Genomic DNA, 21,862 nt, shown 5'->3' with positions numbered 1-21,862 from the left:
CGTCGACACCGACGGGGACTTCGAGCTGGCCCGGCCCGCCGTACGGCAGCAGGACGACGCCGGTGACTACGAGCTGAGGCGCCCCGAGGAGGCGGCGGCCGAGAATGCGCCGGCCGGTGCTCCCGTCGTCGCGAGCGCCACGGGCTCCGGCACCGAGACGGCTTCGCCCGCCGCGAGCCCCGCGGATGCCGGTGTCGAAACGGCTTCCGCCTCGGCCGAGGCCGGGAGCGGCGTTCCTGCTTCCGTCTCCGCTCCGTCCGGACTGCCCGCTGCGCGGGTCGACGCGGGCGCGTCCGCCGGGGCTTCCGTCGCCGGGAGTGCCGCGGATGCCGGCCGCGGGATGGCTTCCGCCTCGGCCGAGGCCGGGAGCGGCGTTCCTGCTTCCGTCTCCGCTCCGTCCGGACTGCCCGCTGCGCGGGTCGACGCGGGCGCGTCCGCCGGGGCTTCCGTCGCCGGGAGTGCCGCGGATGCCGGTATCGAGACGGCCTCCGCCGAGCCCAGGGGCGGCGTTCCGGCCTCCGCCTCCGCCCCGTCCGGACCGCCCGCCGTGCCGGTCGACGTCGCGCCCAAGCCCCTGCACGATCCCGACCCGTACAGCACACCGCCCTACGGTGAACCCGGTCCCTGGGCGCCCGCGCCGCCGGTTCAGCACCCGGCCGCGACGGCGACGCAGGGCGTGGCGGTGCCAGGGCAGGCGAGCGCCCCGGGCCCGCCCGCCCCGCCGGTGGTACCGGCGCAGTCCTCCCACGTCCCCGCTGCGCAGCCGCAGCCGCAGGCGCCCGGCGTCCCCGCACCGGTGCCGGCCGCCCCGGTCCACGCCGATGTCCCGCCCCCGGCACCCGCCCCCGACCCCTGGCAGCGCTACGACCCCTGGGCCGCTCCCGCGCCGCCCGGGGGCCTCGCCCCGCTCCAGCAGAACGGCGCCGCCGTCCCCACCACGGAACAGCGGCGCAAGCGGGGCCGGAAGGCCCTGGTGGGCGGGGCCGTGCTGCTCGCGCTCGTGTCGGGGGGCATCGGGGGTGCCATAGGGACGTATCTGGAGCGCAACGGGGGCGTCGGGACCGTCGAGCTGCCGCAGGCCGGGAAGGAGGCCGCCGGGCGGGACGCGGACAGTGTGGCCGGGATCGCCGGGCGGGCCCTGCCCAGCGTGGTCACCCTGCACGTGAGCGGCTCCGGCGAACAGGGCACCGGCACCGGCTTCGTGCTCGACACCCGCGGGCACATCCTGACCAACAACCACGTCGTGCGGCCCGCCGGATCCGGCGGCGAGATCACCGTGACCTTCAACGGCGGGGAGACCGCCCAGGCCGAGCTCGTCGGCCGGGACAGCGGCTACGACCTCGCCGTCGTGAAGGTGAAGGGCGTCCGCGGACTCACCCCCCTGCCCCTCGGCAATTCCGACAACGTGCAGGTCGGTGACCCGGTCGTGGCCATCGGCGCCCCCTTCGACCTGGCCGGCACCGTCACCTCCGGCATCATCAGCGCCAAGGAGCGGCCCATCACGGCCGGTGGCGAGAAGGGCGACGGCAGCGACGTGTCGTACGTCGACGCGCTGCAGACCGACGCGCCCATCAACCCCGGCAACTCCGGCGGCCCCCTGCTCGACGCCAAGGCCCGGGTCATCGGCATCAACTCGGCGATCCGCTCGGCGGACAGCGGCTCCGACCTGGACGGCGGACAGTCCGGCTCGATAGGCCTCGGCTTCGCCATCCCCATCAACCAGGGCAAGCGCGTCGCCGAGGAGCTGATCAACACCGGGAAGGCGACTCACCCGGTGATCGGCATCACCCTGGACATGGAGTACGGCGGCGACGGTGCCCGCGTCGCCGCCCGGGGCAGCGAGGGCGGGCCGCCGGTCACCGCGGGCGGCCCGGGCGCCGAAGCCGGCATCAAGGCCGGTGACGTCATCACCGAGGTCGACGGCCAGCGCGTCCACTCCGGCGAGGAACTGATCGTCAAGACCCGTGCGCACCGCCCCGGCGACCGGCTGGAGCTGACCCTGGAGCGGGGCGGCAAGGAGCGGACGGTGTCGCTCGTCCTCGGCTCCTCCGGCGGGGACTGAGCCGTGATGACCGGGGCTTACAGGGACGAACAAGGCAAACAATCGGGAAAGCGCTCCCACCGGCCGCACTCGGAGGTCTCGGGACGGTACCGGTCGGACAGGATCGCCGGGTACCGTGGAGCCGGCCCGGACCACGGCAACACCCGCACCGACCACCGAGGGCCGAGGACCGAGGACATCGCAAGGAGCTTCAGGTGTTCAATGACATAGGACCACTCGAGCTGGTGACGCTCATCGTCCTTGCCGTGCTCGTCTTCGGTCCGGACAAGCTCCCCAAGGTCATCCAGGACGTGACGCGCACGATCCGGAAGATCCGTGAGTTCTCGGAGAGCGCCAAGCAGGACATCCGGGAGGAACTCGGCCCGGAGTTCAAGGACTTCGAGTTCGAGGACCTCAACCCCAAGACGTTCATCCGCAAGCAGTTGGACAACGAGGACCTGGGGCTCAAGGAGATCCGCAACGGCTTCGACCTGAAGAAGGAGATGGCCGAGGTCACCGACGCCGTCCACGGCCGCGACTCGGACACCTCGTCCTCCTCGTCGTCCGGCTCCTCCGGCGGCCGGATCGACATGACCAAGAAGCCCGAGACGCCCGACCGGGACGACCGGCCGCCCTTCGACGCCGACGCCACCTGAGCGACACGCCCCGGGGTGCGCGCCCCGGCGCGCGTGACGCGTCTCATACTCCGGTCGGGCTGTGTACGGCCTGAACAAGGCGCCCGTGCGGCCCACGCGCCGGGCGGTTTCCCTGCTGCTCGCAGCGGTGTGGCTATGCTGCCGAGTTGTTGTGCGGACGGGACGAGTACGCCCGATGGGGGGCGGGCCGCTCCGGTCCGACTAGAGCGAGGAGGCGTCCGGGCACATGGAGACGACGAGTCGGGCAGTCGCGCAGGCGTCGGCCGCGGAGGGCGGACAGCAGGTCCCCTCCGCCCGGCGTACGGTCGACGGCTACCTGCGCGCGCCCTTCCCGTGGTACGGCCTCGACGAGGCCTTCACGGGGCCGCGCTGGCTGATGCAGGTCGGTATGACGGCCGACGGGGCCGTCGAACACGGGTCGATCGGGCACGGTGACGAGCCCACGGTGCGCAACGAGCATGCCGCCGGGGGCGATCAGGAAGCCAAGGAGAAGTTCGCGGTCGTCGTGACCGTGGCGGCGAATCCCTCACGACGCAGTGCCGACGGCACGGGGCTGCTGGAGGCCACGTCGGTGTCGTCCGCGGCGTGGCTCGCCGGTGTGGGGCTGCTGTCCTTCACCTGGCCCGGGCAGATGGACCACGCGCTGCGGGACGACTGGCTGGAGCAGCAGACCGAGACGGCGTGGGTGCTGGCGGACGACCTCGACGGGGCCGACTGGTCGACGCTGTCGCTTCCCGTGGACGGGGTGCCGACGGCGTTCCACTACCGGGAGTCGGAGTTCGGCTGGGTTCTGGCCGGGTCGACTTCGGCAGGGGTCCATGTGGGTGCGTACGGGCGTGGCATGAGCGCGTACGGGCTCGGTTTCGCCGTGGTGAAGGACATCGCCGCGTACGCGTGAGTTCCCTGGGGCGCCGGGTTTTCGGCGCCCCTTCGCCGTGGGGGATCCTGCCGTCGGGCGGCTGCGGGCCGTCTGTGGTTGCTCGCGCAGTTCCCCGCGCCCCTGAGGGACGCTGCCCCAAGGGATCTAGAACTTGTTCCGCGGAGTGATCCCCAGCGACAGGCCCGACAGCCCCCGCTGCCTGCCGCCCAGCTTGCCCGCGATCGCGCGCAGGGCCGAGCCCGCCGGGGAGTCCGGGTCCGTCAGGACGACCGGCTTGCCCTCGTCGCCGCCCTCGCGGAGGCGGACGTCGATGGGGATGCTGCCGAGGACCGGGACGTTGGTGCCGGTCGTGCGGGTCAGGCCGCCGGCGACCGCCTGGCCGCCGCCCGTGCCGAAGACGTCGACCATCTCGCCGCAGTGCGGGCAGGGCAGGCCGGACATGTTCTCGACCACGCCGACGATCTTCTGATGGGTCTGGACGGCGATGGAGCCGGCGCGCTCGGCGACCTCGGCAGCGGCCTGCTGCGGGGTCGTGACGACCAGGATCTCGGCGTTCGGGACCAGCTGGGCGACGGAGATCGCGATGTCGCCGGTGCCCGGCGGCAGGTCCAGGAGGAGGACGTCCAGGTCGCCCCAGTACACGTCCGCCAGGAACTGCTGGAGGGCGCGGTGGAGCATCGGGCCGCGCCAGACGACCGGGGTGTTGCCCGGGGTGAACATGCCGATGGAGATGACCTTCACGCCGTTCGCCGACGGCGGCATGATCATGTTCTCGACCTGGGTCGGGCTGCCGTCGGCGCCCAGCATGCGCGGCACCGAGTGGCCGTAGATGTCGGCGTCGACGACACCGACCTTCAGGCCGTCGGCCGCCATCGCCGCGGCCAGGTTGACCGTCACCGAGGACTTGCCGACGCCGCCCTTGCCGGAGGCGACCGCGTAGACGCGGGTCAGGCTGCCCGGCTTGGCGAAGGGGACCTCGCGCTCGGTCTGGCCGCCGCGCAGGGCGGAGGCCAGCTCGCGACGCTGCTCGTCGCTCATCACGTCGAGCGTGACGTCGACGCGGGTGACGCCCTCGACGCGGGAGACCGCCTCGGTCACGCGCTGCGTGATGGTGTCCCGCATCGGGCAGCCCGAGACCGTGAGGTACACGGTGACCGCGACCGCCCCGTCCGCGCCGATCTCCACGGATTTGACCATCCCGAGTTCGGTGATGGGCTTGTGGATCTCGGGGTCGTTCACCGTCGCCAGTGCCTCGCGCACCGCGTCTTCCGTAGCCATAAGGACGATGGTACGGCGCCGTACCGGTGCGTAGGAAAGCCCGTCAGCGGTCGTCTGCGTCACGTCCCCGTGACCGTTCCGCCGGGAATACGACGGCGTCGTGACGGTGGCCGTTCTGCCGTCCCTCCAGTTCCTTGACCATGTCCTGGAGTTCCGAGCGGATCCAGTCGCGGGTGGCGACCTCGCCCAGGCCGATGCGCAGCGCGGCGACCTCGCGGGTCAGGTACTCGGTGTCCGCGATCGACCGCTCGTTCTGCTTGCGGTCCTGCTCCAGGTTGACCCGGTCGCGGTCGTCCTGCCGGTTCTGCGCGAGCAGGATCAGCGGGGCGGCGTAGGAGGCCTGGAGGGACAGCATCAGGGTCAGGAAGATGAACGGGTACTCGTCGAAGCGCAGGTCGCGCGGGGCGAGGGTGTTCCAGGCCACCCACAGGATGATGGCGGCCGTCATCCAGACCAGGAACCGCCCGGTGCCGAGGAAGCGCGCGATGCGTTCCGACAGCCGCCCGAAGGCCTCCGGGTCGTACTCGGGCAGGATGCGGCGCCTCGGCACACCCGGCTGGTCGAGGCGGGCGGTGCGCGGCCGGGAAGCCGCCGTGGCACCCGCCGGCGTGCGTTCGCGCAGGCTCTCGCGCTCAGGAACCATCGGTCGCCACCTCCTCCTCGTCCATCTGGAACTCCGTCTCCCGCCAGTCCTCCGGGAGCATGTGGTCGAGCACGTCGTCCACGGTCACCGCGCCCAGCAGCGACCCGGCCTCGTCCACCACGGGCGCCGCGACCATGTCGTACGTGGCGAAGAACCCGGCGATGGCGGGCAGGTCCGCGTCGGGGTCGAGCGGTTGCAGGTCGCTGTCCACGATCGAGCTGACCAGGGCGGGTGGTGGCTCCCGCAGCAGGCGCTGGAAGTGGACCGTGCCGAGGTACTTGCCGGTCGGCGTCTCGTCCGGTGGCCGGCACACGTACACCTGGGCGGCCAGGGCGGGGGAGAGGTCGGGGTTGCGGATCCGGGCGAGGGCGTCGGCGACGGTGGAGTCCGGGCGCAGCACGATCGGCTCGGTGGTCATCAGACCGCCCGCCGTACGGTCCTCGTACGACATCAGGCGCCGCATGTCGGCCGCGTCGCCCGGCTGCATCAGGCTCAGCAGCCGCTCCTGCTCGTCCGTCGGCAGTTCGCCGAGCAGGTCGGCCGCGTCGTCCGGGTCCATGGCCTCCAGGACGTCGGCGGCGCGCTCCTCCTTCAGCTTGCCGAGGATCTCGATCTGGTCGTCCTCCGGCAGCTCCTCCAGCACGTCGGCCAGCCGGTCGTCGTCCAGGGCGGCGGCGACCTCGGCGCGGCGCTTGGGGGAGAGGTGGTGCAGGACGTTGGCCAGGTCGGCGGGGCGCAGCTGCTCGAACGTGGCGAGCAGGCTCTCGGCGCCCTGCCCCTGTTCCTCCAGGGAGAAGCCGGTGACGGCGGACCACTCGACGGTCAGCGCCTCGCCCTTGGCGCGCCGGAAGGCACCGCCCTTCCTGCCCTTGCGGACGAAGACCCGGTCGATCTCCCAGTCCCGGCGGGCGGGCAGCTGATGCACCGACAGGTCGAGGACGGTGACCTCCTCGCCGGTCTCGGTGAGCGTGACGCGCCGGTCCAGCAGCTCCCCGAAGACCAGCCGCTCGGTGGGCCGCTGCTCGAAGCGCCGGACGTTGAGCACGCCGGTGGTGATGACCTGGCCGGACTGGATGGCCGTGACCCGGGTCATGGGCAGGAAGATGCGGCGGCGGGTGGCGAGTTCGACGACGAGACCGAGCAGCCTCGGCGGCTTCTGGCCGACCCGCAGCATGACGACCAGATCGCGCACCCGCCCCACCTGGTCGCCGGCGGGGTCGAAGACGGCGACACCGGAGAGGTGCGATACGAAGATCCGGGGGGCGCCCGCTGCCATGGCCGCGGCTCCTTTACGTGCGGGGTGTTTCCTGTTGCTTGCCTTTGTGCCTGTCTTCTCCGAATTGCCCGCTCGGGTGGGCTTCAGGCTAGCCCGTCCCGATCGGGGTTGCGTCGGCGGCCGGTCCGGACGGACCGGCTCCGATCGGCCGCCACGACCCCGGTACCCTGCCGTACGCCGTTCAGGTCTCCCGTCAGAGAGGCAGCCCCACCTGTGACTCCGATTCGCCAGGGCCGTAGCCGCAGTGCCGCGCTCGCGAGCGCGATGTGCGCACTGCTCGTGACGGGAACGGTGCTCACGGGCTGCGCGGAGGATCCGAACGAGGGCACCAACGGCGTCGGCCGGCTGCCCGCCCAGAAGATCCAGGGCAAGACCCGCGCGGCCGCCGAGTCCGCCGGGGCGGTCCGCGTGCACGGCAACGTCGTCAGCGGCGGACGGACGTACGCGCTCGACATGCGGCTGAAGGACGACGGCGGCACCGGCTCGGTGACCACGCAGGGCGCGACCTTCGAGCTGCTGCGCATCGGCGAGCAGCTCTACGTCAAGGCCGGTGCGGAGTTCTGGAGTCACGGCAGCGGCCAGGGCGAGGGCGGCACGGGGGACGCGGCGGCGGCCTTCAAGCTCGGCGGCAAGTTCGTCAAGGTGCCGCAGGGCGACCCCTCGTACAAGAAGTTCAGCGGTTTCACGGACAAGGCGGTCCTCCTCGACGGTCTGCTGACCCTGCACGGCACCCTCGCCACGGACGGCCACGACGAGCAGGCGGGCGTCCGCACCATCCGGGTCACCGGCGACAAGGGCTCCGGCGGCACCCTGGAGGTCTCCCTGGAGGGCAAGCCGTACCCGCTGCGCCTGGAGCGGGCCGGCGGTGCGGGCACCCTCACGTTCTCCGCCTGGGGGGAGGACTTCTCCCTCAGGGAGCCGGAGAGGAACGAGACGGTGGACTACGGCAAGCAGCTGCCGACGTCCTGAGGCGTCACCGCCCGCGTTTGCGCTTCTTCAGCAGCAGGCGGGGCAGACCCGCCGGGATCGGCCGGCGGGTGATGGCCGGGGACGGCAGCGGGGGCTCGGACAGCGAGTCGTCGGGCAGCGGTGCCGTCGCCCCGGTCGGCTCCAGGCGCAGCACCCGGCACTCACGGGCCCAGCGGTCGGTCATGGCCTCGCCGTCGGGCGCGTTCAGCCGCTTGCCCTTCAGCTCGGCGACCGCCGCGTCCCACGCCTCGGTGCCCGGCGCGAGCTGGGTGACCCGCGCCGTCCAGGAGACCAGCCGGCCCCCCTTGTCTTTGCTGCGGACCGTCACCCGGGCCTCGGCACCGTCGGCCAGCCCCGGCAGCGGCTGCTCGCCCGGCCCGTCGCCGACCAGGCACGCGGCACCCTCGTGCCACACGTGCCAGAGGGCACGCGCCGGGGCGTCCGGGCCCTGGACCCAGACGAGGCCGGACTTCTTCGTGGCCTCCTCGACGAGGGCCCGGTCGAGCAGCTCGCTTGTCATGGGCACCAGCCTATCCGCGCCGCTCACAGCCAGCCGTTCCGCTTCAGCGTGCGGTGGATGCCCAGACAGATGACCACCGTGATGCCCATGATCGCCGGGTAGCCGTACCGCCAGTGCAGCTCCGGCATGTGGTCGAAGTTCATGCCGTACACCCCGCACACCATCGTCGGCACGGCGATGATCGCGGCCCACGAGGTGATCTTCCGCATGTCCTCGTTCTGCGCCACGGACGCCTGCGCGAGGTTGGCCTGGAGGATGGAGTTGAGCAGTTCGTCGAAGCCGAGGACCTGCTCCTGGACGCGGGCGAGGTGGTCGGCGACGTCCCGGAAGTACTTCTGGATGTCCGGGTCGATCAGCCGCATCGGCCGCTCGCTCAGCAGCTGCATGGGGCGCAGCAGCGGCGACACGGCCCGCTTGAACTCCAGCACCTCGCGCTTGAGTTGGTAGATCCGGCCGGCGTCCGTGCCGCGCGGCGCGCCCTTGCGGCCCGGGGAGAACACCTCGGTCTCGACCTCGTCGATGTCGTCCTGCACCGCGTCGGCGACCGCGATGTACCCGTCGACGACGTGGTCGGCGATGGCGTGCAGCACGGCGGAGGGGCCCTTGGCGAGCAGCTCCGGGTCGTCCTGGAGACGGTGCCTGAGGGCCCTCAGGGAGCCCTGCCCGCCGTGCCGGACGGTGATGAAGAACTCCCGACCGGTGAAGCACATCACCTCGCCGGACTCGACGACCTCGCTGTTGGCGTCGAGCTGGTCGTGCTCCACGTAGTGGATGGTCTTGAAGACCGTGAAGAGGGAGTCGTCGTAGCGCTCCAGCTTGGGCCGCTGGTGGGCCTGGACGGCGTCCTCCACGGCCAGCGGGTGCAGCCCGAACTCACTGGCGATGCCGGAGAATTCGGCCTCGGTCGGCTCGTGGAGGCCGATCCACACGAAGCCGCCGTCGCGGCGCACCAGGCGCACCGCCTCGTGCGGGGTCAGCGGGGTCTCGGTCTCGATGCGGCGGCCGTCCCGGTAGACGGCGCAGTCGACGACGGCGGACGCCGTCGCGGGGCTGCGGGTGGCGTCGTACGTCCCACTGTCCTTGCGGAGCGACACGCGGGACGGGCGGACGACGGCGCGCAGGTCGCGGATCATCGACATGGCGGGCTCCTTCGCGGGCGGGCAACGAAAGACGCCGGCGTCGGGTGGAGCTACCCGGAATGAGGACGTTGTGACTGGGGATGTTTGGCACGTCCACAAAGCGGGGAGCACCGCACCGTCGCGGTGGCGCGTCTCGTTACTGATTCAGCTACTGAGGCAGATCAGGCAAAGCGAAACGAAGCGCTCTTCCGCGTGAAGCGAGTGCGAGAGGTGGCGACCAGCCAGAGCCAGAACAGCTACGTCAGCGGCGGGAAGAGCGTGGTGCTACTGCACGGTCGACTTCGGTCCATTGCAGTCCCACCTCCTCCGGCCGGTCCCTCGTAAGGGAGTTCCTTCGGCGTCGAGGCTTGATCGCGACGCTTCTGCGTGCTGCCCCGAACCACCGGGCAAGAGTATCAGTCGCCCGACGTGTCAAGGCGCTTGTTTGCCCGCTACTGACGAGTTCTATGCTCGCCGCATGGCAGATGTTCTTCCTCTGGTCGAGGCCCGGTTGCGTACGGCACTGGGCGAACCGGACGCGCGCGCGGCCGTCACCTTCCTGGGCACGGACCGCATCGAGGTGCTCCGCTTCCAGGAGGGCGACATCGTCCGCTACGCCACGCTCGGCATGTCCGCGCACCCCATGACGGACCCGACGGCCGTGGTCGCCGACCCCGTGAAGGGCCCGCGCGCGGAGCTGGTCCTGTCGGTCCGCGCGGGGCGCGCCGACACCGACAAGGTGCTGCGCCCGCTCGCCGTGCTGGGCGCGTCGCCGCAGGTGGAGGGGCTGGTCGTGGCTCCCGGCGCCTCCCTCGACGTCGGTGAGCCGCTGTGGCCCGGCGCCCCCTTCACCTCGGTCCTGGTCGCCGAGCCGGGCGGTCTGGTCGAGGACCTGGAGCTCGACGAGCCCCTCGACCCCGTACGGTTCCTGCCGCTGCTGCCGATGACGCCGAACGAGGCGGCCTGGAAGCGCGTGCACGGCGCGCAGGCGCTGCGGGAGCGGTGGCTGAACCAGGGGACGGACCTCCGGGATCCGTCCCGGACGTCCGTCCCGTTGGAGTGAGGAAGGTCACCAACCCCTGGCCGGAAAGCCTCAGTTGGCGAAGACGGTGACACCGTCCTCGGTCGCGTGCTTCGGCTCCAGCTCCTCGGCCTCGTGGGTGAGGGCCCTGCGCCGTGCGACGACCACGAGGGCGCCCAGCACGGCCGTGACCGCGGCCACCACGAAGGGCATGTGGACGTCGGTCCACTCCTCGATCTTCGGCGCGAAGTAGGGGGCGGCGGCCGCCGCGAACCAGCGCACGAAGTTGTAGCCCGCGCTCGCCACCGGCCGGGGCGCGTCCGAGACGCCGAGCGCCAGCTCCGTGTAGACGGTGTTGTTCACGCCGATGAACGCGCCGGACAGGATCGTGCAGACGACGGCCGTGGTGTGGGAGCCGTAGCCGAGCACCAGCACGTCGGCCGCGAGCAGCACCAGCGAGCCGCCGAGCACCTTCAGCGAGCCGAACCGCTTCTGCAGCCGGGGTGCCACGATCACCGAGAAGACGGCGAGCAGCACGCCCCAGGCGAAGAACACCGCGCCCGAGCGGTACGGGCTCATGTTCAGCACGAACGGCGTGAAGGCCAGCACGGTGAAGAACGTGTAGTTGTAGAAGAACGCCGAGAGCGCCGCGGAGGCGAGTCCGCCGTGGCCGAGGGCCTTGAGCGGGTCCAGTAGCGAGGTCCTGCGGGCGGGCTTCGGCTGCTCCTTCAGGAACGCCGCGATGCACAGGAAGCCGACGGCCATCAGGAACGCCGTGCCGAAGAACGGGTAGCGCCAGCTGGCGTCGCCGAGCAGGGCGCCCAGCAGCGGGCCGCAGGCCATGCCGAGCCCGAGGGCCGACTCGTACAGCAGGATCGCCGCGGCGCTGCCGCCGGCCGCCGCGCCGACGATCACGGCGAGGGCGGTGGAGACGAAGAGCGCGTTGCCGAGCCCCCAGCCCGCGCGGAACCCGACCAGTTCGCCGACCGAGCCGGACGTGCCGGCGAGCCCGGCGAAGACGACCACGAACGCGAGGCCGAGCAGCAGGGTCTTCCGGCCGCCGATCCGGCTGGAGACGAAGCCGGTCACCAGCATCGCGACGGCGGTGATCAGGAAGTACGAGGTGAAGAGCAGGGAGACCTGGCCGGCCGTGGCGTCGAGGCCCCGGGCGATGGACGGCAGGATCGGGTCGACGAGTCCGATGCCCATGAAGGCGACGACCGACGCCCCGGCGGTCGCCCACACGGACTTGGGCTGCTTCAGGAGGCCGCCCGCTCCGGCGTCGAAGGGGTCCATGCTTGCTCCCTTTCCGAGACGGAAGTAGTTGGTATATGCACATAGTAAGTTAGCCAAGCTAATTAATGCAAGCTGCATCTAGTGTGGGTGGTGAAGGGTTCCGTCCGGATGGGTGATCGTCCTTGACGCGGCGGGGCGGGGGTAGGACCGTGGGGCCCTATGAGGGGCGAACCCAGTTGCCCGAAGTGCGGTGGCCGGGTCAGGGCTCCCGGCCTCTTCTCCGACTCGTGGCAGTGCGATGTGCACGGCACCGTCCATCCGGTGCAGCCCGTGATACCGCCCAGCGTCGACGCCCTCAACGTCGTGGTGCACCGCACGCGGGTGCCGGTGTGGATGCCGTGGCCGCTCCCGGTGGGCTGGCTGTTCACGGGGGTGGCCTGCGCGGGGGACGACCGTACGGGTGGCCGAGCCACGGCCGTGGCCTGCACCGGGCCCGGGCCGCTCGGCGGGATGGGCGAGCTGATCCTGGTCGCCGAGGAGCTGGGGGTCGGACTCGGGGCCCGGTACGCCGGGATGGACGGACCCGATCCCGGGCCGTACATGGATGTGGGGAAGCCGGCTCAGGCGAAGGTGCTGGCCGCCGGGCGGCCGACGCCGCTGTGGCACGTCTCCGGGGTGCCGGGTGACCGCGCGGTGTTCGCCGGGGAGGCGCTCGGAATGTGGCTGTGGGCCGTGGTGTGGCCCGAGCAGTCGGGGCTGCTCATGTACGACGAGTTGGTGCTGGCGGATCTGCGGGACGCCGGTGCCGAGGTCGAGCTGGTGCCCTGCGGTGCGTTGTCGCCGCGCTTGCTCGGGCCGTAGCGCCCAGGGGGCGGTGGATTTCTCTTCGTCGGCGGCTGCGGGTGGCCGTTGGCCGGGTGCGCGGTTCCCCGCGCCCCTTGGGGGTGTGAGTGTAGGGGGTGCTTGGGGGGTTCGGGTGTGACAGGGGGCTGGAAAAATACGGTTATCCTTGAGCAGCCCTGTTCGTGTCGTTCGTGTCTGGAGTCCGTGTCGTGCGTATCGATCTGCACACCCACTCCACCGCTTCCGACGGCACGGACACCCCGGCCGAGCTGGTGCGCAAGGCCGCCGCGGCCGGACTGGACGTCGTCGGGCTCACCGATCACGACACCACCCGCGGACACGCCGAGGCGGTCGCCGCGCTGCCCGAGGGGCTCACGCTGGTCACCGGCGCCGAGCTGTCCTGCCGGATCGACGGCATCAGCATGCACATGCTGGCCTACCTCTTCGACCCCGAGGAGCCGGCGCTGCTCGCCGAGCGGGAACTGGTCCGGGACGACCGGGTGCCGCGGGCCCAGGCCATGGTCGCCAAGCTCCGCGAACTGGGCGTGCCCGTGACCTGGGAACAGGTGCTGCGGATCGCCGGTGACGGGTCCGTCGGGCGTCCGCACGTGGCGACCGCGCTCGTCGAGCTGGGCGTGGTGCCGACCGTGAACGACGCCTTCACCCAGGACTGGCTGGCCGACGGCGGCCGCGCCTTCGTCGAGAAGCACGAGACCGACCCCTTCGAGGCCATCCGCCTCATCAAGGGCGCGGGCGGGGTCGCGGTGTTCGCGCATCCCGGGGCGAGCAAGCGGGGGCGCACGGTGCCGGAGGCCGCGATCGCCGAGATGGCCGCGGCCGGGCTGGACGGCATCGAGGTCGACCACATGGACCACGACGCGGACACGCGGGCGCGGCTGCGGGGGCTGGCGAAGGAGCTGGGGCTGCTCGTGACCGGGTCCTCCGACTACCACGGCAGCCGGAAGACGTGTGTGCTCGGGGAGTACACGACCGATCCCGAGGTGTACGGGGAGATCACGCGGCGGGCCTTCGGGGCGTTTCCGGTGCCGGGGGCCGGCGGAGCCGTCTGAGGTCTCTCTCCCCCAGTTCCGTTTCTCAGGCACTCGGCGCTGTCCGCCGTGCCGTCCGCGCGCTCCACTCACACCCGCAAGGCCATCACGCTCATGTTCGACCTCGCTGTCTTCGGCTCCCTGTTCCTGACCCTCTTCGTCATCATGGATCCCCCGGGGATCACCCCGATCTTCCTCGCGCTCACCGCCGGCCGGCCCGGGAAGGTGCAGAAGCGGATGGCCTTCCAGGCCGTCTGCGTGGCCGGCGGTGTGATCACCGTGTTCGGGCTCCTGGGGCACCAGATCCTCGACTACCTGCACGTCTCCGTGCCCGCGCTGATGATCGCGGGCGGGCTGCTGCTCCTGCTCATCGCGCTCGACCTGCTCACCGGGAAGACCGACGAGCCGAAGCAGACCAAGGACGTCAACGTCGCTCTCGTGCCGCTGGGCATGCCGCTGCTGGCGGGACCCGGTGCGATCGTGTCGGTCATCCTCGCCGTGCAGAAGGCCCACAGCGTCGCCGCGCAGGTGTCGGTGTGGACGGCGATCCTCGCCATCCACGTCGTGCTGTGGCTGGTGATGCGCTATTCGCTGGTGATCATCCGGATCATCAAGGACGGCGGCGTGGTGCTGGTGACGCGGCTCGCGGGGATGATGCTCTCCGCGATCGCCGTGCAGCAGATCATCAACGGCGTCACCCAGGTGATCCAGGCGAGCTGACGGCTGTCAGACCCGGCCGGCGAGCACCGAGCCGATCGCGCCGGCCGCTCCCGGGTGGGCCAGGTACTCGTCGATGTCGTGCGCGCGGTCGCGGCCGTTGGCGACGGCCAGCTGGGTGAGCTTCCCCCACCGCTCGTCCGCCAGCGGGCAGCCGATCGCCACCGCGTCGGTGGGGCACCAGACGTTGACCCATTCGCGCACCCGGGGCGGCCGGTGCGGGCCGCGGGCGAGGAGCCGTCCGTTGACGCCGTCCATCCCGAGCGGACTGCCCGCCGTCACCAGCAGGACGGGATCGAGCCCGTCGGGGAGCCGGGTCAGCAGGTCCATGCCGACGACCGTGCCGAGACTGTGCGTGACCAGCACCAGTTCGCCCTCGGTGGGCATCGTCTCCAGGACGCTGTCCAGTACGGCCTGCCGCACGGCCGCGTCGGCGAGGTACAGGTCGACGTCCCGCAGGAACGTGGCGATGGTCCACTCGTCCAGGTCGGATCTGGCGGCCAGCCAGCTCAGCGGCCGGTGCAGGGCCCCGACCAGACCCGCCCCGAAGCCCTCCGTGGCCGCCGGCCCGTCCTGGGGCATGCCGGCCCGGGTGGCCGCCTCGTACAGCAACTGCTCGTAGGAGCCCGTGGGCGACTCCGCGGCGAACGCCTCGGCGGCAGCGGCGGCGCTCATCTGGTCGAGGCCGATGGCTCCGGTCGTGCTCTCCCTGCCGCTCACCAGGTTGTGCAGTCTCGTGCCGTAGAACGGGAACCACATGTCCTCCGGGTCGACCGGCGCCAGCGCCGCGAGGGTGAGTCCGCGGTTCAGACCGGCCGTCCATTTCCGGCGGAGGTCCACCGGCTCCTTGCTCTGCTGGTCCCTGCCGTGCAGGAAGACCACGTGCCGTCGGCCGCCGAAGGCGGTGCCGCGGGCCGGGAGCCCGGCTTTGGGGGGCACCGCCCGGGCCTCTCTCGCGGTCACCGCGCCCGCAGTGGTCTGCGGGGCCGTGCCGCCGGACACCACGGCCGTCGTCTGCTCCGGCTGGAGCGCCGGCCGGGTGACCGTGCCGCGGTCCAGGCCCGAGTCCGGGCCCAGCTCGGCCAGCAGGGTGCGCCGACCGGGGTCGAGGTCCAGCCCGGCCAGGTGCTTCAGGATCGAGCTGATGCGGACGCCCTCGTTGGCGACCCAGTCGATCGCGTCGTCGCCGTCGCCCGGGTTCCAGGGCCGGCCGTCCTTGCGCAGGAGACGCCCCTGGTCGTCCTTCTTCGGCACACCGCTGTGGTGCAGGGCCACGACCTCCCACTGGTCGTTGAAGACGGGGGAGCCCGAGTTACCGGGTTCGGTGTCGGTCGTGTAGTGGACGAAGTCGTCGAGCCGTACCAGCACCGCGTTGTCGCGCAGGGCGATCTCCTTCAGGCGCCCCTGCGGATGCCCGATGATGTTCACCTTCTCGCCGAGCACCAGCTTGCCGAGCTGGACGCTCAGCCGGTTCCAGCCGAAGACCTCGCCCGGCGGACGGCCGTCCGGGGTGGGCGCGACCGCCACGAGCGCGAAGTCGAGCCGCCTGTCCGCGGCGAAGAAGGTCCCCGGGTCGAGCTCCATCCGGACGACGGTGTCGGGCACGTTGTCGGCCGTGATCTGGGCGTTGAACTCCACGAAGCAGTCGCGGGCGAAGCCCTCGTCGGGGAGCACGTGGTGGTTGGTCATCATCAGCCGCGGCGACACCATGAAGCCCGTGCCGTGCGGCAGCTCGCGGCCGTCGCGGCGCAGCGTGATCCGGGCGACCGTGGCCCCGGCCCTGACCCCGCGCGGCAGGAAGCTCCAGGCCTGCAGTTCGTTGGACAGGTTGATGATGCGTTCGTTGGTGTCGGGCAGGTCCATGGCCTCGCCGTGGATGCTCGCCACCACCGCCGAGGGCGACAGACCGCCCCGGTCGAGGATCCGGTCGGCGCGGACGGCGAGCGCGTCCGGGTCGTCCGGGAACCGGACGCCGGCCGCCAGCCGGTCCTCGACCCGCTCGCGCTCCGCGGCGGAGTCCTCGTACCGTCGCGCCGCCTCCGCCGCGGCCTGCTCGTGCAACTCCTCGTTCGACCGGCCCGTCACCGACATGCGGTCACCGTCCTGTTCTCGTTCGCGCCGTGCCTCTCAGCCAGTACGCCCCCGACCAGGACGGTCCGCAACAGCGGAGCCCCCGCACGGCCGATGCCGGGCGGGGGCTCCGAGGGGTGTGGGAGAGCCGCGCGTTATGAGGCCGTGGTCTCGGCCGGGCGGATCCACAGGCGCTGCCCGATGGCGGCGGCCTGCTGAACGATGCGGTTGACGGAGGCGGCGTCCACAACGGTCGAGTCCACAGGCGTGCCGTCGACGTCGTCGAGTCGCATGATTTCGAAGCGCAAGGCTTCTCCCTTCGTCTGGTCATCCTCCTGTTGGAGAACTACTTGAGTGAGCGGCCCACCAGGCTTCGGTGCTCGGTGTTCCGTATGGGTCAACAGGGACGCACCCTTCAAACATTCCCTACGCTAAGGAAATTTTTCGAGCGGCTAATTAATGAGCCGTAAGAGTGTGGTTACGGGACCGACCGGGACCGGTTGTGTTCGCAGCGTGACCGCCGGGACAATGGAGGTGATGAACGACGACCTCGCGGCCCTCAGCGCCCGCATCGACCGCACCAACGAGCTGCTCCAGCGCATGCTCGCCGAGGTGGCGAAGACGCCCTCGACCCACGCGATCTTCGTCGATGCCGGGTACCTGTACGCGGCCGCGGGACGACTCGTCGCCGGCACGGAGGACCGCCGCGCCTTCGACCTGGACGCCGAGGGCCTGATCGACGCCTTCATCGACCGCGCCCGCACGATCTTCGCGGACAGCAGGCTGCTACGGGTCTACTGGTACGACGGCGCCCGCCGCCGCATCCACACGGCCGAGCAGCAGACCATCGCGGAGCTGCCCGACGTCAAGGTGCGGCTGGGCAACCTCAACGCCAACAACCAGCAGAAGGGCGTCGACTCCCTCATCCGCTCCGACCTGGAGTCCCTCGCCCGCCACCGCGCCATCAGCGACGCGGCCCTGCTCGGCGGCGACGAGGACCTGGTGTCGGCGGTGGAGGCCGCCCAGGGCTACGGCGCCCGGGTCCACCTCTGGGGCATCGAGGCGCCGGAGGGCCGCAACCAGGCGGAACCTCTGCTGTGGGAGGTCGACAGCCAGCGCACCTTCGACCTCGACTTCTTCAAGCCGTACGTCTCCCGCCGCGCGGCCCCCGCCTACGAGACGACCGCGGGCCGGCCCGCCCGTGAGGACGTGCGGTTCGTGGGCGCGCAGATCGCGGCGAAATGGCTGGCGGCCCGAGGCCGGGACACGCTCGTGGAGCTGCTGCCCGGACACCCGTACCTGCCAGGCTCGGTGGACCAGGACCTGCTGGTCGAGGCGGAGAGCCTGCTCCAGTACTCCCTGCGAGGCCAGGCCGACCTGCGGCGCGCACTGCGCGACGGCTTCTGGGAGCACCTGCGGACGCAGTACTAGCTCGGACTCAGCACTGGCTCTCCCGGAGGCCGTCCCAGAAGTCGGCCAGGGCGTGGGCCGTCGGCAGGGGACGGTCGGCGTTGGGGGAGTGCTCGGCTCCCGTGACGACCGTGCGGTGCGCGGACAGCCGCTCGGCCATGTCGTCGAGGACCGCCACCGGCCAGGTGTCGTCGTGCGCGCCCGACAGGACGTGGAACGGCAGTGGTACGGCGGCGAGTTCGGCGACGCGGTCCGGCTCGGTGCACAACTGGCGTCCGGTCGCGAGGAGCTGGGCGGGGCTGTTGCCCAGCCAGCGGCGGCGCAACTGCTCCTGGTCGCCGATGCCGCGGGCGGGTCCGCCGACCTCCTCCGGCGGTCCCATGGCCTGGATGGCCTCCCACACCTCCTCCATCGACATCACGGCGAGCGCGTCCCGCAGCAGCTTCACGCGCTGCTGCTGCGAGACGGAGATCTCCGCCGGGCCGGACGACACCAGGGTCAGGGAGAGGAACGGGGAGGGATCGAGCAGCACGGCGGCACGGGCGATCTGCCCGCCGAGCGAGTGCCCGACGAGGTGCACGGGAACGCCGAGCGCCTCGGCCTGGGCCAGCACGTCCCGGGCCAGTTCCCGCTGGGCGTAGGCGGATTCGTCGTCCACGGGCCCGTCCGACTCGTGCTGCCCCCGCCCGTCCACGGCGACGACCCGGTACCCACGCTCGCCGAGCGGCCCGTGCAGCAGGCTGAAGTCCTCCTTGCTGCCGGTGAATCCGGGCAGCATCAGGGCGACGCCCCTGAACTCCGTGCCCGGCCCCGGCGACGAGTCGACGACGGCGAACTCACCGCGGGGGGTGCGCAGGCGGTATGCGCGGGCGCCCGGGGGTGGGGGGAAGGTGGGGTGGCTGGTCACGGGGTGAGGGTAGCGGCTGGGGGCGGTCGGGTGCGTGGGGCGAGTGGCGGTGGCCTGGTTCGAGTGGGGGTGGGAGGGAGCCGTGGGGTGGGGTGGGGTGGTCGGGCGGGTCGGTGAAGGGCGGTGGCCTGGTCCGACCAGGGGTGGCAGCCGGCCGCCGGGTGAGGGCGGGGTGGCCGGGCGCGTCGGACGAACGCCGACGGCCCGGTCCCACCGGGGTGGGACCGGGCCGTCGGGTGGAGCGTCAGCCCTCCGTGGGCTCCGCTGCGGCCGTGGCCTTCCGCGAGCGACGGGCCCTGGGCTTCGCCTCGGGTGCGTCGTCGGAGACCTCGGCCGGCGCGGCGGCCGTCTTGGACGCGGCGGTCTTGCGGGTACGCCGGGGCTTGGTCTCGGCGGTGGCCTGCGGTTCCTGGGCCGTCTGGGCCGGGATTCCGGCGGCGGCGGTCTCGGGCTCGGCGGTCTTGCGGGTGCGGCGGGCCTTGGGCTTGGCTTCCGCGCCCTCGGCGGTGTCGACGGCGGCCTCGGCGGCCTTGGAGGCTGCCGTGGTCTTCCGCGTCCGGCGCGGCTTGGCCTCGACGGCTTCCGGAGTTTCCGCAGCCTGAGCGGCGGCCGCCGACTTCCGCGTGCGGCGCGGCTTGGCCTCGGTCGCCTCGGCCGTGTCGAGACTCGCCTCGGCCTTGGCGGCCGTCTTGGACGCGGCGGTCTTGCGGGTACGCCGGGGCTTGGTCTCGGCGGTGGCCTGCGGTTCCTGGGCCGTCTGGGCCGGGATTCCGGCGGCGGCGGTCTCGGGCTCGGCGGTCTTGCGGGTGCGGCGGGCCTTGGGCTTGGCTTCCGCGCCCTCGGCGGTGTCGACGGCGGCCTCGGCGGCCTCGGCGGCCTCGGCGGCCTTGGAGGCTGCGGTGGTCTTCCGCGTGCGGCGCGGCTTGGCCTCGGTGGCCTCAGCCGTGTCGACCGCTTCCTCCGCCGGGGCGGCCGTCTTGCGCGTGCGCCGGGGCTTGGTCTCAGTAGCCTCGGCCCCCTCGGCGGGAACCTCGGCCTTCGCCGCCGCCTTGCGCGTGCGGCGCGGCTTCGCCTCGGCCGGCTCCTGGGCGGATTCGGTGACGCCCTCGGCCGTGTCGAGCGCCGACTCGGCCGCGGACGCCGTGGACACCGCGGCCTTGCGGGTGCGGCGGCGCGGCTTGGCCGCGGCGGCCTCGGGCTCCGTGGTCACCGACGCGGCATCCACAGCAGGCGTGGACTCCGCGACCGACGGCGTCACCGCGGCCTCGGTCTCCACCATGGGCGTCTCCGCCACCGGCGTCTCCACAACCGGCGTCTGCGCGACCGGCGTCTCCGACCGGCGCGTCCGGCGGCGGCGCGGCTTCGCCGCCTCCGGCGCCTCCGGGCTCGTGCCCTCCGCCGTCGCGACGGCGTTCTCCGCCGGAGCGGAGGCAGCGGAGGCAGCGGAGGCAGCGGAGGCAGCGGAGGCAGCGGAGGCCGCGGACTCGACGGCCGTGACCGGCGTCGACTCGGCCGGGGCACCCCCACGCGTGCGTCGACGGCGACGCGGGGTGCGCGGCGCGGTGACGGCCTCGGCCTCGGCGGTAGCGCCGGCACCGCCGGTGGCGGCGGTCTCCGGGCCGGTCGCCGTGGTGCCGGAGGTCTCCGGCGCACCGTCCAACGGCGCTCCGCCGCGCGTACGGCGGCGGCGCCGCGGCGTACGCGACGGACGCTCGCGGTCGGCCGACCGGGACTCGTCCCGGCTGCCGTGGCCACCACGGCCACCGCGGTCGCCCCGACCGCGCGGCCCCCGGCCGCCCGGCTCGCCCAGGTCCTCCAGCTCCTCCGCGTCGAGCCCTGCGCGCGTGCGCTCCGAGCGCGGCAGGATGCCCTTCGTGCCCTCGGGGATGCCGAGGTCGGAGTAGAGGTGCGGGGACGTGGAGTACGTCTCCGGCGGGTCGTTGAAGTCCAGCTCCAGCGCCTTGTTGATCAGCTGCCAGCGCGGGATGTCGTCCCAGTCGACGAGCGTGATCGCCGTACCCTTGGCGCCCGCGCGGCCCGTACGGCCGATGCGGTGCAGGTACGTCTTCTCCTCTTCCGGCGACTGGTAGTTGATGACGTGCGTGACGCCCTCGACGTCGATGCCGCGGGCGGCGACGTCGGTGCAGACGAGCACGTCCACCTTGCCGTTGCGGAAGGCGCGCAGCGCCTGCTCGCGGGCGCCCTGGCCGAGGTCGCCGTGGACCGCGCCGGAGGCGAAGCCGCGCTGCTTCAGCTGGTCGGCGAGGTCGGCCGCGGTGCGCTTGGTGCGGCAGAAGACCATGGCCAGCCCGCGGCCCTCGGCCTGGAGGATGCGCGCGACCATCTCGGGCTTGTCCATGTTGTGCGCGCGGTAGATGAACTGCTTGGTGTTCGCGACCGTCGCGCCCGCGTCGTCCGGCGCCGTGGCCCGGATGTGCGTGGGCTGCGACATGTAGCGGCGGGCCAGGCCGATGACCGCGCCCGGCATGGTGGCCGAGAACAGCATGGTCTGGCGGCGCACCGGCAGCATGTTGATGATCTTCTCGACGTCGGGCAGGAAGCCCAGGTCGAGCATCTCGTCGGCCTCGTCGAGGACCAGGCACTTGACGTGCTTCAGGTTCAGCTTCTTCTGCCCGGCGAGGTCGAGCAGGCGGCCCGGGGTGCCGACGACCACGTCGACGCCCTTCTTGAGCGCCTCGACCTGGGGCTCGTAGGCCCGGCCGCCGTAGATCGCCGTCACGCGGACGTTGCGGACCTTGCCGGCCGTCAGGAGGTCGTTGGTGACCTGCGTGCACAGCTCGCGCGTGGGGACGACGACGAGGGCCTGCGGGGTGTCGGTGAGGTCCTCGGGCTTGGCGCGTCCGGCCTCGACGTCGGCGGGGACGGTGACGCGCTCGAGGAGCGGGAGGCCGAAGCCCAGCGTCTTGCCGGTGCCGGTCTTGGCCTGGCCGATGACGTCCGTGCCCGACAGGGCCACGGGGAGCGTCATCTCCTGGATGGGGAAGGGGGTGATGATGCCGACGGCCTCCAGGGCCTCGGCGGTCTCGGGAAGGATTCCGAGCTCTCGGAACGTCGTAGTCAGGGTGCTGCCTCTTCTGTGTGGGCGGCGCGAGGCGAGCGCGGGGGTCGTGTCAAGGACCGTGCCGGGGACGTCGGCTGCCTACGGGCGGGCCGTAGAGCACGGGACCGCGCCGACGCTCTAGCGCTCGTGCCGCTGAGGGTGTCCCC

At 72.2% G+C, this 21,862-nt stretch carries 19 protein-coding genes; 9 read left to right on the top strand and 10 right to left on the bottom strand.

Annotation, left to right across the window (positions count from 1 at the left end):
* Nucleotides 1-340 precede the first annotated feature (340 nt).
* The 3 genes from ACSUPV_RS13865 (at nt 341) to ACSUPV_RS13855 (ending at nt 3,595) form a co-directional block, all read left to right on the top strand.
* Nucleotides 341-2,062, top strand: coding sequence for a trypsin-like peptidase domain-containing protein (locus ACSUPV_RS13865; RefSeq protein ID WP_436949900.1), 1,722 nt, complete (start codon nt 341-343; stop codon nt 2,060-2,062).
* 194 nt (nt 2,063-2,256) lie between these two features.
* Entirely contained in the window at nt 2,257-2,697 is a 441-nt protein-coding gene (locus ACSUPV_RS13860; protein WP_031119154.1) for a sec-independent translocase, read from the top strand.
* A 226-nt stretch (nt 2,698-2,923) separates the two neighbouring features.
* Nucleotides 2,924-3,595 (top strand): hypothetical protein, encoded by a 672-nt coding sequence (locus ACSUPV_RS13855; protein WP_037766267.1) that lies wholly within the window; start codon nt 2,924-2,926, stop codon nt 3,593-3,595.
* A gap of 126 nt (nt 3,596-3,721) precedes the next feature.
* On the opposite strand, the gene ACSUPV_RS13850 is transcribed toward ACSUPV_RS13855, so the two are convergent.
* From ACSUPV_RS13850 to ACSUPV_RS13840, 3 genes are read right to left on the bottom strand one after another with little or no spacing between them, the layout of a single operon-like run.
* On the bottom strand, nt 3,722-4,855 hold the full coding sequence (locus ACSUPV_RS13850) for an Mrp/NBP35 family ATP-binding protein (RefSeq protein ID WP_031119152.1): 1,134 nt from the start codon (nt 4,853-4,855) through the stop codon (nt 3,722-3,724).
* A gap of 43 nt (nt 4,856-4,898) precedes the next feature.
* The gene (locus ACSUPV_RS13845; RefSeq protein ID WP_382614003.1) at nt 4,899-5,498 is read right to left on the bottom strand and encodes a DUF1003 domain-containing protein; all 600 of its coding nucleotides are present in this window, start codon (nt 5,496-5,498) and stop codon (nt 4,899-4,901) included.
* Entirely contained in the window at nt 5,488-6,774 is a 1,287-nt protein-coding gene (locus ACSUPV_RS13840) for a magnesium transporter MgtE N-terminal domain-containing protein (RefSeq protein WP_436947572.1), read from the bottom strand. The genes ACSUPV_RS13845 and ACSUPV_RS13840 overlap by 11 nt, the downstream gene beginning before the upstream one ends.
* A gap of 213 nt (nt 6,775-6,987) precedes the next feature.
* On the opposite strand from ACSUPV_RS13840, the gene ACSUPV_RS13835 reads away from it, so the two are divergent.
* A complete protein-coding gene (locus ACSUPV_RS13835) occupies nt 6,988-7,743 on the top strand; it encodes a hypothetical protein (RefSeq protein WP_436947571.1) in 756 nt (251 codons plus the stop codon).
* A 4-nt stretch (nt 7,744-7,747) separates the two neighbouring features.
* Here the strand turns inward: ACSUPV_RS13835 and ACSUPV_RS13830 are convergent, their stop codons facing one another.
* Together ACSUPV_RS13830 and ACSUPV_RS13825 are read right to left on the bottom strand one after the other, a co-directional pair.
* Nucleotides 7,748-8,263, bottom strand: coding sequence for a hypothetical protein (locus ACSUPV_RS13830; protein WP_037766273.1), 516 nt, complete (start codon nt 8,261-8,263; stop codon nt 7,748-7,750).
* Between the two features lie 23 nt (nt 8,264-8,286).
* The gene (locus ACSUPV_RS13825; RefSeq protein ID WP_037766276.1) at nt 8,287-9,402 is read right to left on the bottom strand and encodes a magnesium and cobalt transport protein CorA; all 1,116 of its coding nucleotides are present in this window, start codon (nt 9,400-9,402) and stop codon (nt 8,287-8,289) included.
* A gap of 457 nt (nt 9,403-9,859) precedes the next feature.
* On the opposite strand from ACSUPV_RS13825, the gene ACSUPV_RS13820 reads away from it, so the two are divergent.
* Nucleotides 9,860-10,444, top strand: a complete 585-nt coding sequence (locus tag ACSUPV_RS13820) for a suppressor of fused domain protein (protein ID WP_382614009.1) — start codon at nt 9,860-9,862, stop codon at nt 10,442-10,444.
* 30 nt (nt 10,445-10,474) lie between these two features.
* Here the strand turns inward: ACSUPV_RS13820 and ACSUPV_RS13815 are convergent, their stop codons facing one another.
* Nucleotides 10,475-11,698, bottom strand: a complete 1,224-nt coding sequence (locus tag ACSUPV_RS13815) for an MFS transporter (RefSeq protein WP_436947570.1) — start codon at nt 11,696-11,698, stop codon at nt 10,475-10,477.
* Between the two features lie 159 nt (nt 11,699-11,857).
* Between ACSUPV_RS13815 and ACSUPV_RS13810 the strand changes: the two genes are divergently transcribed.
* The 3 genes from ACSUPV_RS13810 (at nt 11,858) to ACSUPV_RS13800 (ending at nt 14,250) form a co-directional block, all read left to right on the top strand.
* Nucleotides 11,858-12,499, top strand: coding sequence for a DUF6758 family protein (locus tag ACSUPV_RS13810; RefSeq protein WP_078650978.1), 642 nt, complete (start codon nt 11,858-11,860; stop codon nt 12,497-12,499).
* 191 nt (nt 12,500-12,690) lie between these two features.
* The gene (locus ACSUPV_RS13805; RefSeq protein ID WP_037766283.1) at nt 12,691-13,551 is read left to right on the top strand and encodes a PHP domain-containing protein; all 861 of its coding nucleotides are present in this window, start codon (nt 12,691-12,693) and stop codon (nt 13,549-13,551) included.
* 93 nt (nt 13,552-13,644) lie between these two features.
* Nucleotides 13,645-14,250 carry a MarC family protein gene (locus tag ACSUPV_RS13800; protein ID WP_031119142.1) on the top strand — a complete coding sequence of 202 codons (606 nt, stop codon included), beginning with the start codon at nt 13,645-13,647 and terminating at the stop codon, nt 14,248-14,250.
* A 6-nt stretch (nt 14,251-14,256) separates the two neighbouring features.
* Here ACSUPV_RS13800 and ACSUPV_RS13795 read toward each other — a convergent pair whose 3' ends face one another.
* The gene (locus ACSUPV_RS13795; protein ID WP_436947569.1) at nt 14,257-16,338 is read right to left on the bottom strand and encodes a trypsin-like serine peptidase; all 2,082 of its coding nucleotides are present in this window, start codon (nt 16,336-16,338) and stop codon (nt 14,257-14,259) included.
* Between the two features lie 134 nt (nt 16,339-16,472).
* Complete coding sequence (locus ACSUPV_RS13790; RefSeq protein WP_003992775.1) at nt 16,473-16,625, bottom strand: hypothetical protein; 153 nt, start codon at nt 16,623-16,625, stop codon at nt 16,473-16,475.
* A 229-nt stretch (nt 16,626-16,854) separates the two neighbouring features.
* On the opposite strand from ACSUPV_RS13790, the gene ACSUPV_RS13785 reads away from it, so the two are divergent.
* The gene (locus ACSUPV_RS13785; protein WP_382614016.1) at nt 16,855-17,748 is read left to right on the top strand and encodes an NYN domain-containing protein; all 894 of its coding nucleotides are present in this window, start codon (nt 16,855-16,857) and stop codon (nt 17,746-17,748) included.
* Nucleotides 17,749-17,755: 7 nt separating this feature from the next.
* Here the strand turns inward: ACSUPV_RS13785 and ACSUPV_RS13780 are convergent, their stop codons facing one another.
* The gene (locus tag ACSUPV_RS13780; RefSeq protein WP_031119140.1) at nt 17,756-18,634 is read right to left on the bottom strand and encodes an alpha/beta fold hydrolase; all 879 of its coding nucleotides are present in this window, start codon (nt 18,632-18,634) and stop codon (nt 17,756-17,758) included.
* Nucleotides 18,635-18,878: 244 nt separating this feature from the next.
* Nucleotides 18,879-21,623: a DEAD/DEAH box helicase gene (locus ACSUPV_RS13775; RefSeq protein WP_436947568.1), complete on the bottom strand. Its 2,745-nt coding sequence runs from the start codon at nt 21,621-21,623 to the stop codon at nt 18,879-18,881.
* Between the last annotated feature and the right edge of the window lie 239 nt (nt 21,624-21,862).

The sequence above is a fragment of the Streptomyces sp. SudanB52_2052 genome (assembly GCF_964272415.1).
GTDB lineage: Bacteria > Actinomycetota > Actinomycetes > Streptomycetales > Streptomycetaceae > Streptomyces > Streptomyces olindensis.
This window is presented reverse-complemented; position numbering and strand designations above follow the sequence as displayed.

Bases quoted from the DNA above. Each gene is read 5' to 3' on its own strand.
- ACSUPV_RS13865 (WP_436949900.1), top strand. From the start codon at position 341: ATGGCTTCCGCCTCGGCCGAGGCCGGGAGCGGCGTTCCTGCTTCCGTC.
- ACSUPV_RS13855 (WP_037766267.1), top strand. From the start codon at position 2,924: ATGGAGACGACGAGTCGGGCAGTCGCGCAGGCGTCGGCCGCGGAGGGC.
- ACSUPV_RS13850 (WP_031119152.1), bottom strand. From the start codon at position 4,855: ATGGCTACGGAAGACGCGGTGCGCGAGGCACTGGCGACGGTGAACGAC.
- ACSUPV_RS13845 (WP_382614003.1), bottom strand. From the start codon at position 5,498: ATGGTTCCTGAGCGCGAGAGCCTGCGCGAACGCACGCCGGCGGGTGCC.
- ACSUPV_RS13840 (WP_436947572.1), bottom strand. From the start codon at position 6,774: ATGGCAGCGGGCGCCCCCCGGATCTTCGTATCGCACCTCTCCGGTGTC.
- ACSUPV_RS13830 (WP_037766273.1), bottom strand. From the start codon at position 8,263: ATGACAAGCGAGCTGCTCGACCGGGCCCTCGTCGAGGAGGCCACGAAG.
- ACSUPV_RS13825 (WP_037766276.1), bottom strand. From the start codon at position 9,402: ATGTCGATGATCCGCGACCTGCGCGCCGTCGTCCGCCCGTCCCGCGTG.
- ACSUPV_RS13820 (WP_382614009.1), top strand. From the start codon at position 9,860: ATGGCAGATGTTCTTCCTCTGGTCGAGGCCCGGTTGCGTACGGCACTG.
- ACSUPV_RS13815 (WP_436947570.1), bottom strand. From the start codon at position 11,698: ATGGACCCCTTCGACGCCGGAGCGGGCGGCCTCCTGAAGCAGCCCAAG.
- ACSUPV_RS13810 (WP_078650978.1), top strand. From the start codon at position 11,858: ATGAGGGGCGAACCCAGTTGCCCGAAGTGCGGTGGCCGGGTCAGGGCT.
- ACSUPV_RS13800 (WP_031119142.1), top strand. From the start codon at position 13,645: ATGTTCGACCTCGCTGTCTTCGGCTCCCTGTTCCTGACCCTCTTCGTC.
- ACSUPV_RS13795 (WP_436947569.1), bottom strand. From the start codon at position 16,338: ATGTCGGTGACGGGCCGGTCGAACGAGGAGTTGCACGAGCAGGCCGCG.
- ACSUPV_RS13785 (WP_382614016.1), top strand. From the start codon at position 16,855: ATGAACGACGACCTCGCGGCCCTCAGCGCCCGCATCGACCGCACCAAC.
- ACSUPV_RS13775 (WP_436947568.1), bottom strand. From the start codon at position 21,623: ATGACGCTCCCCGTGGCCCTGTCGGGCACGGACGTCATCGGCCAGGCC.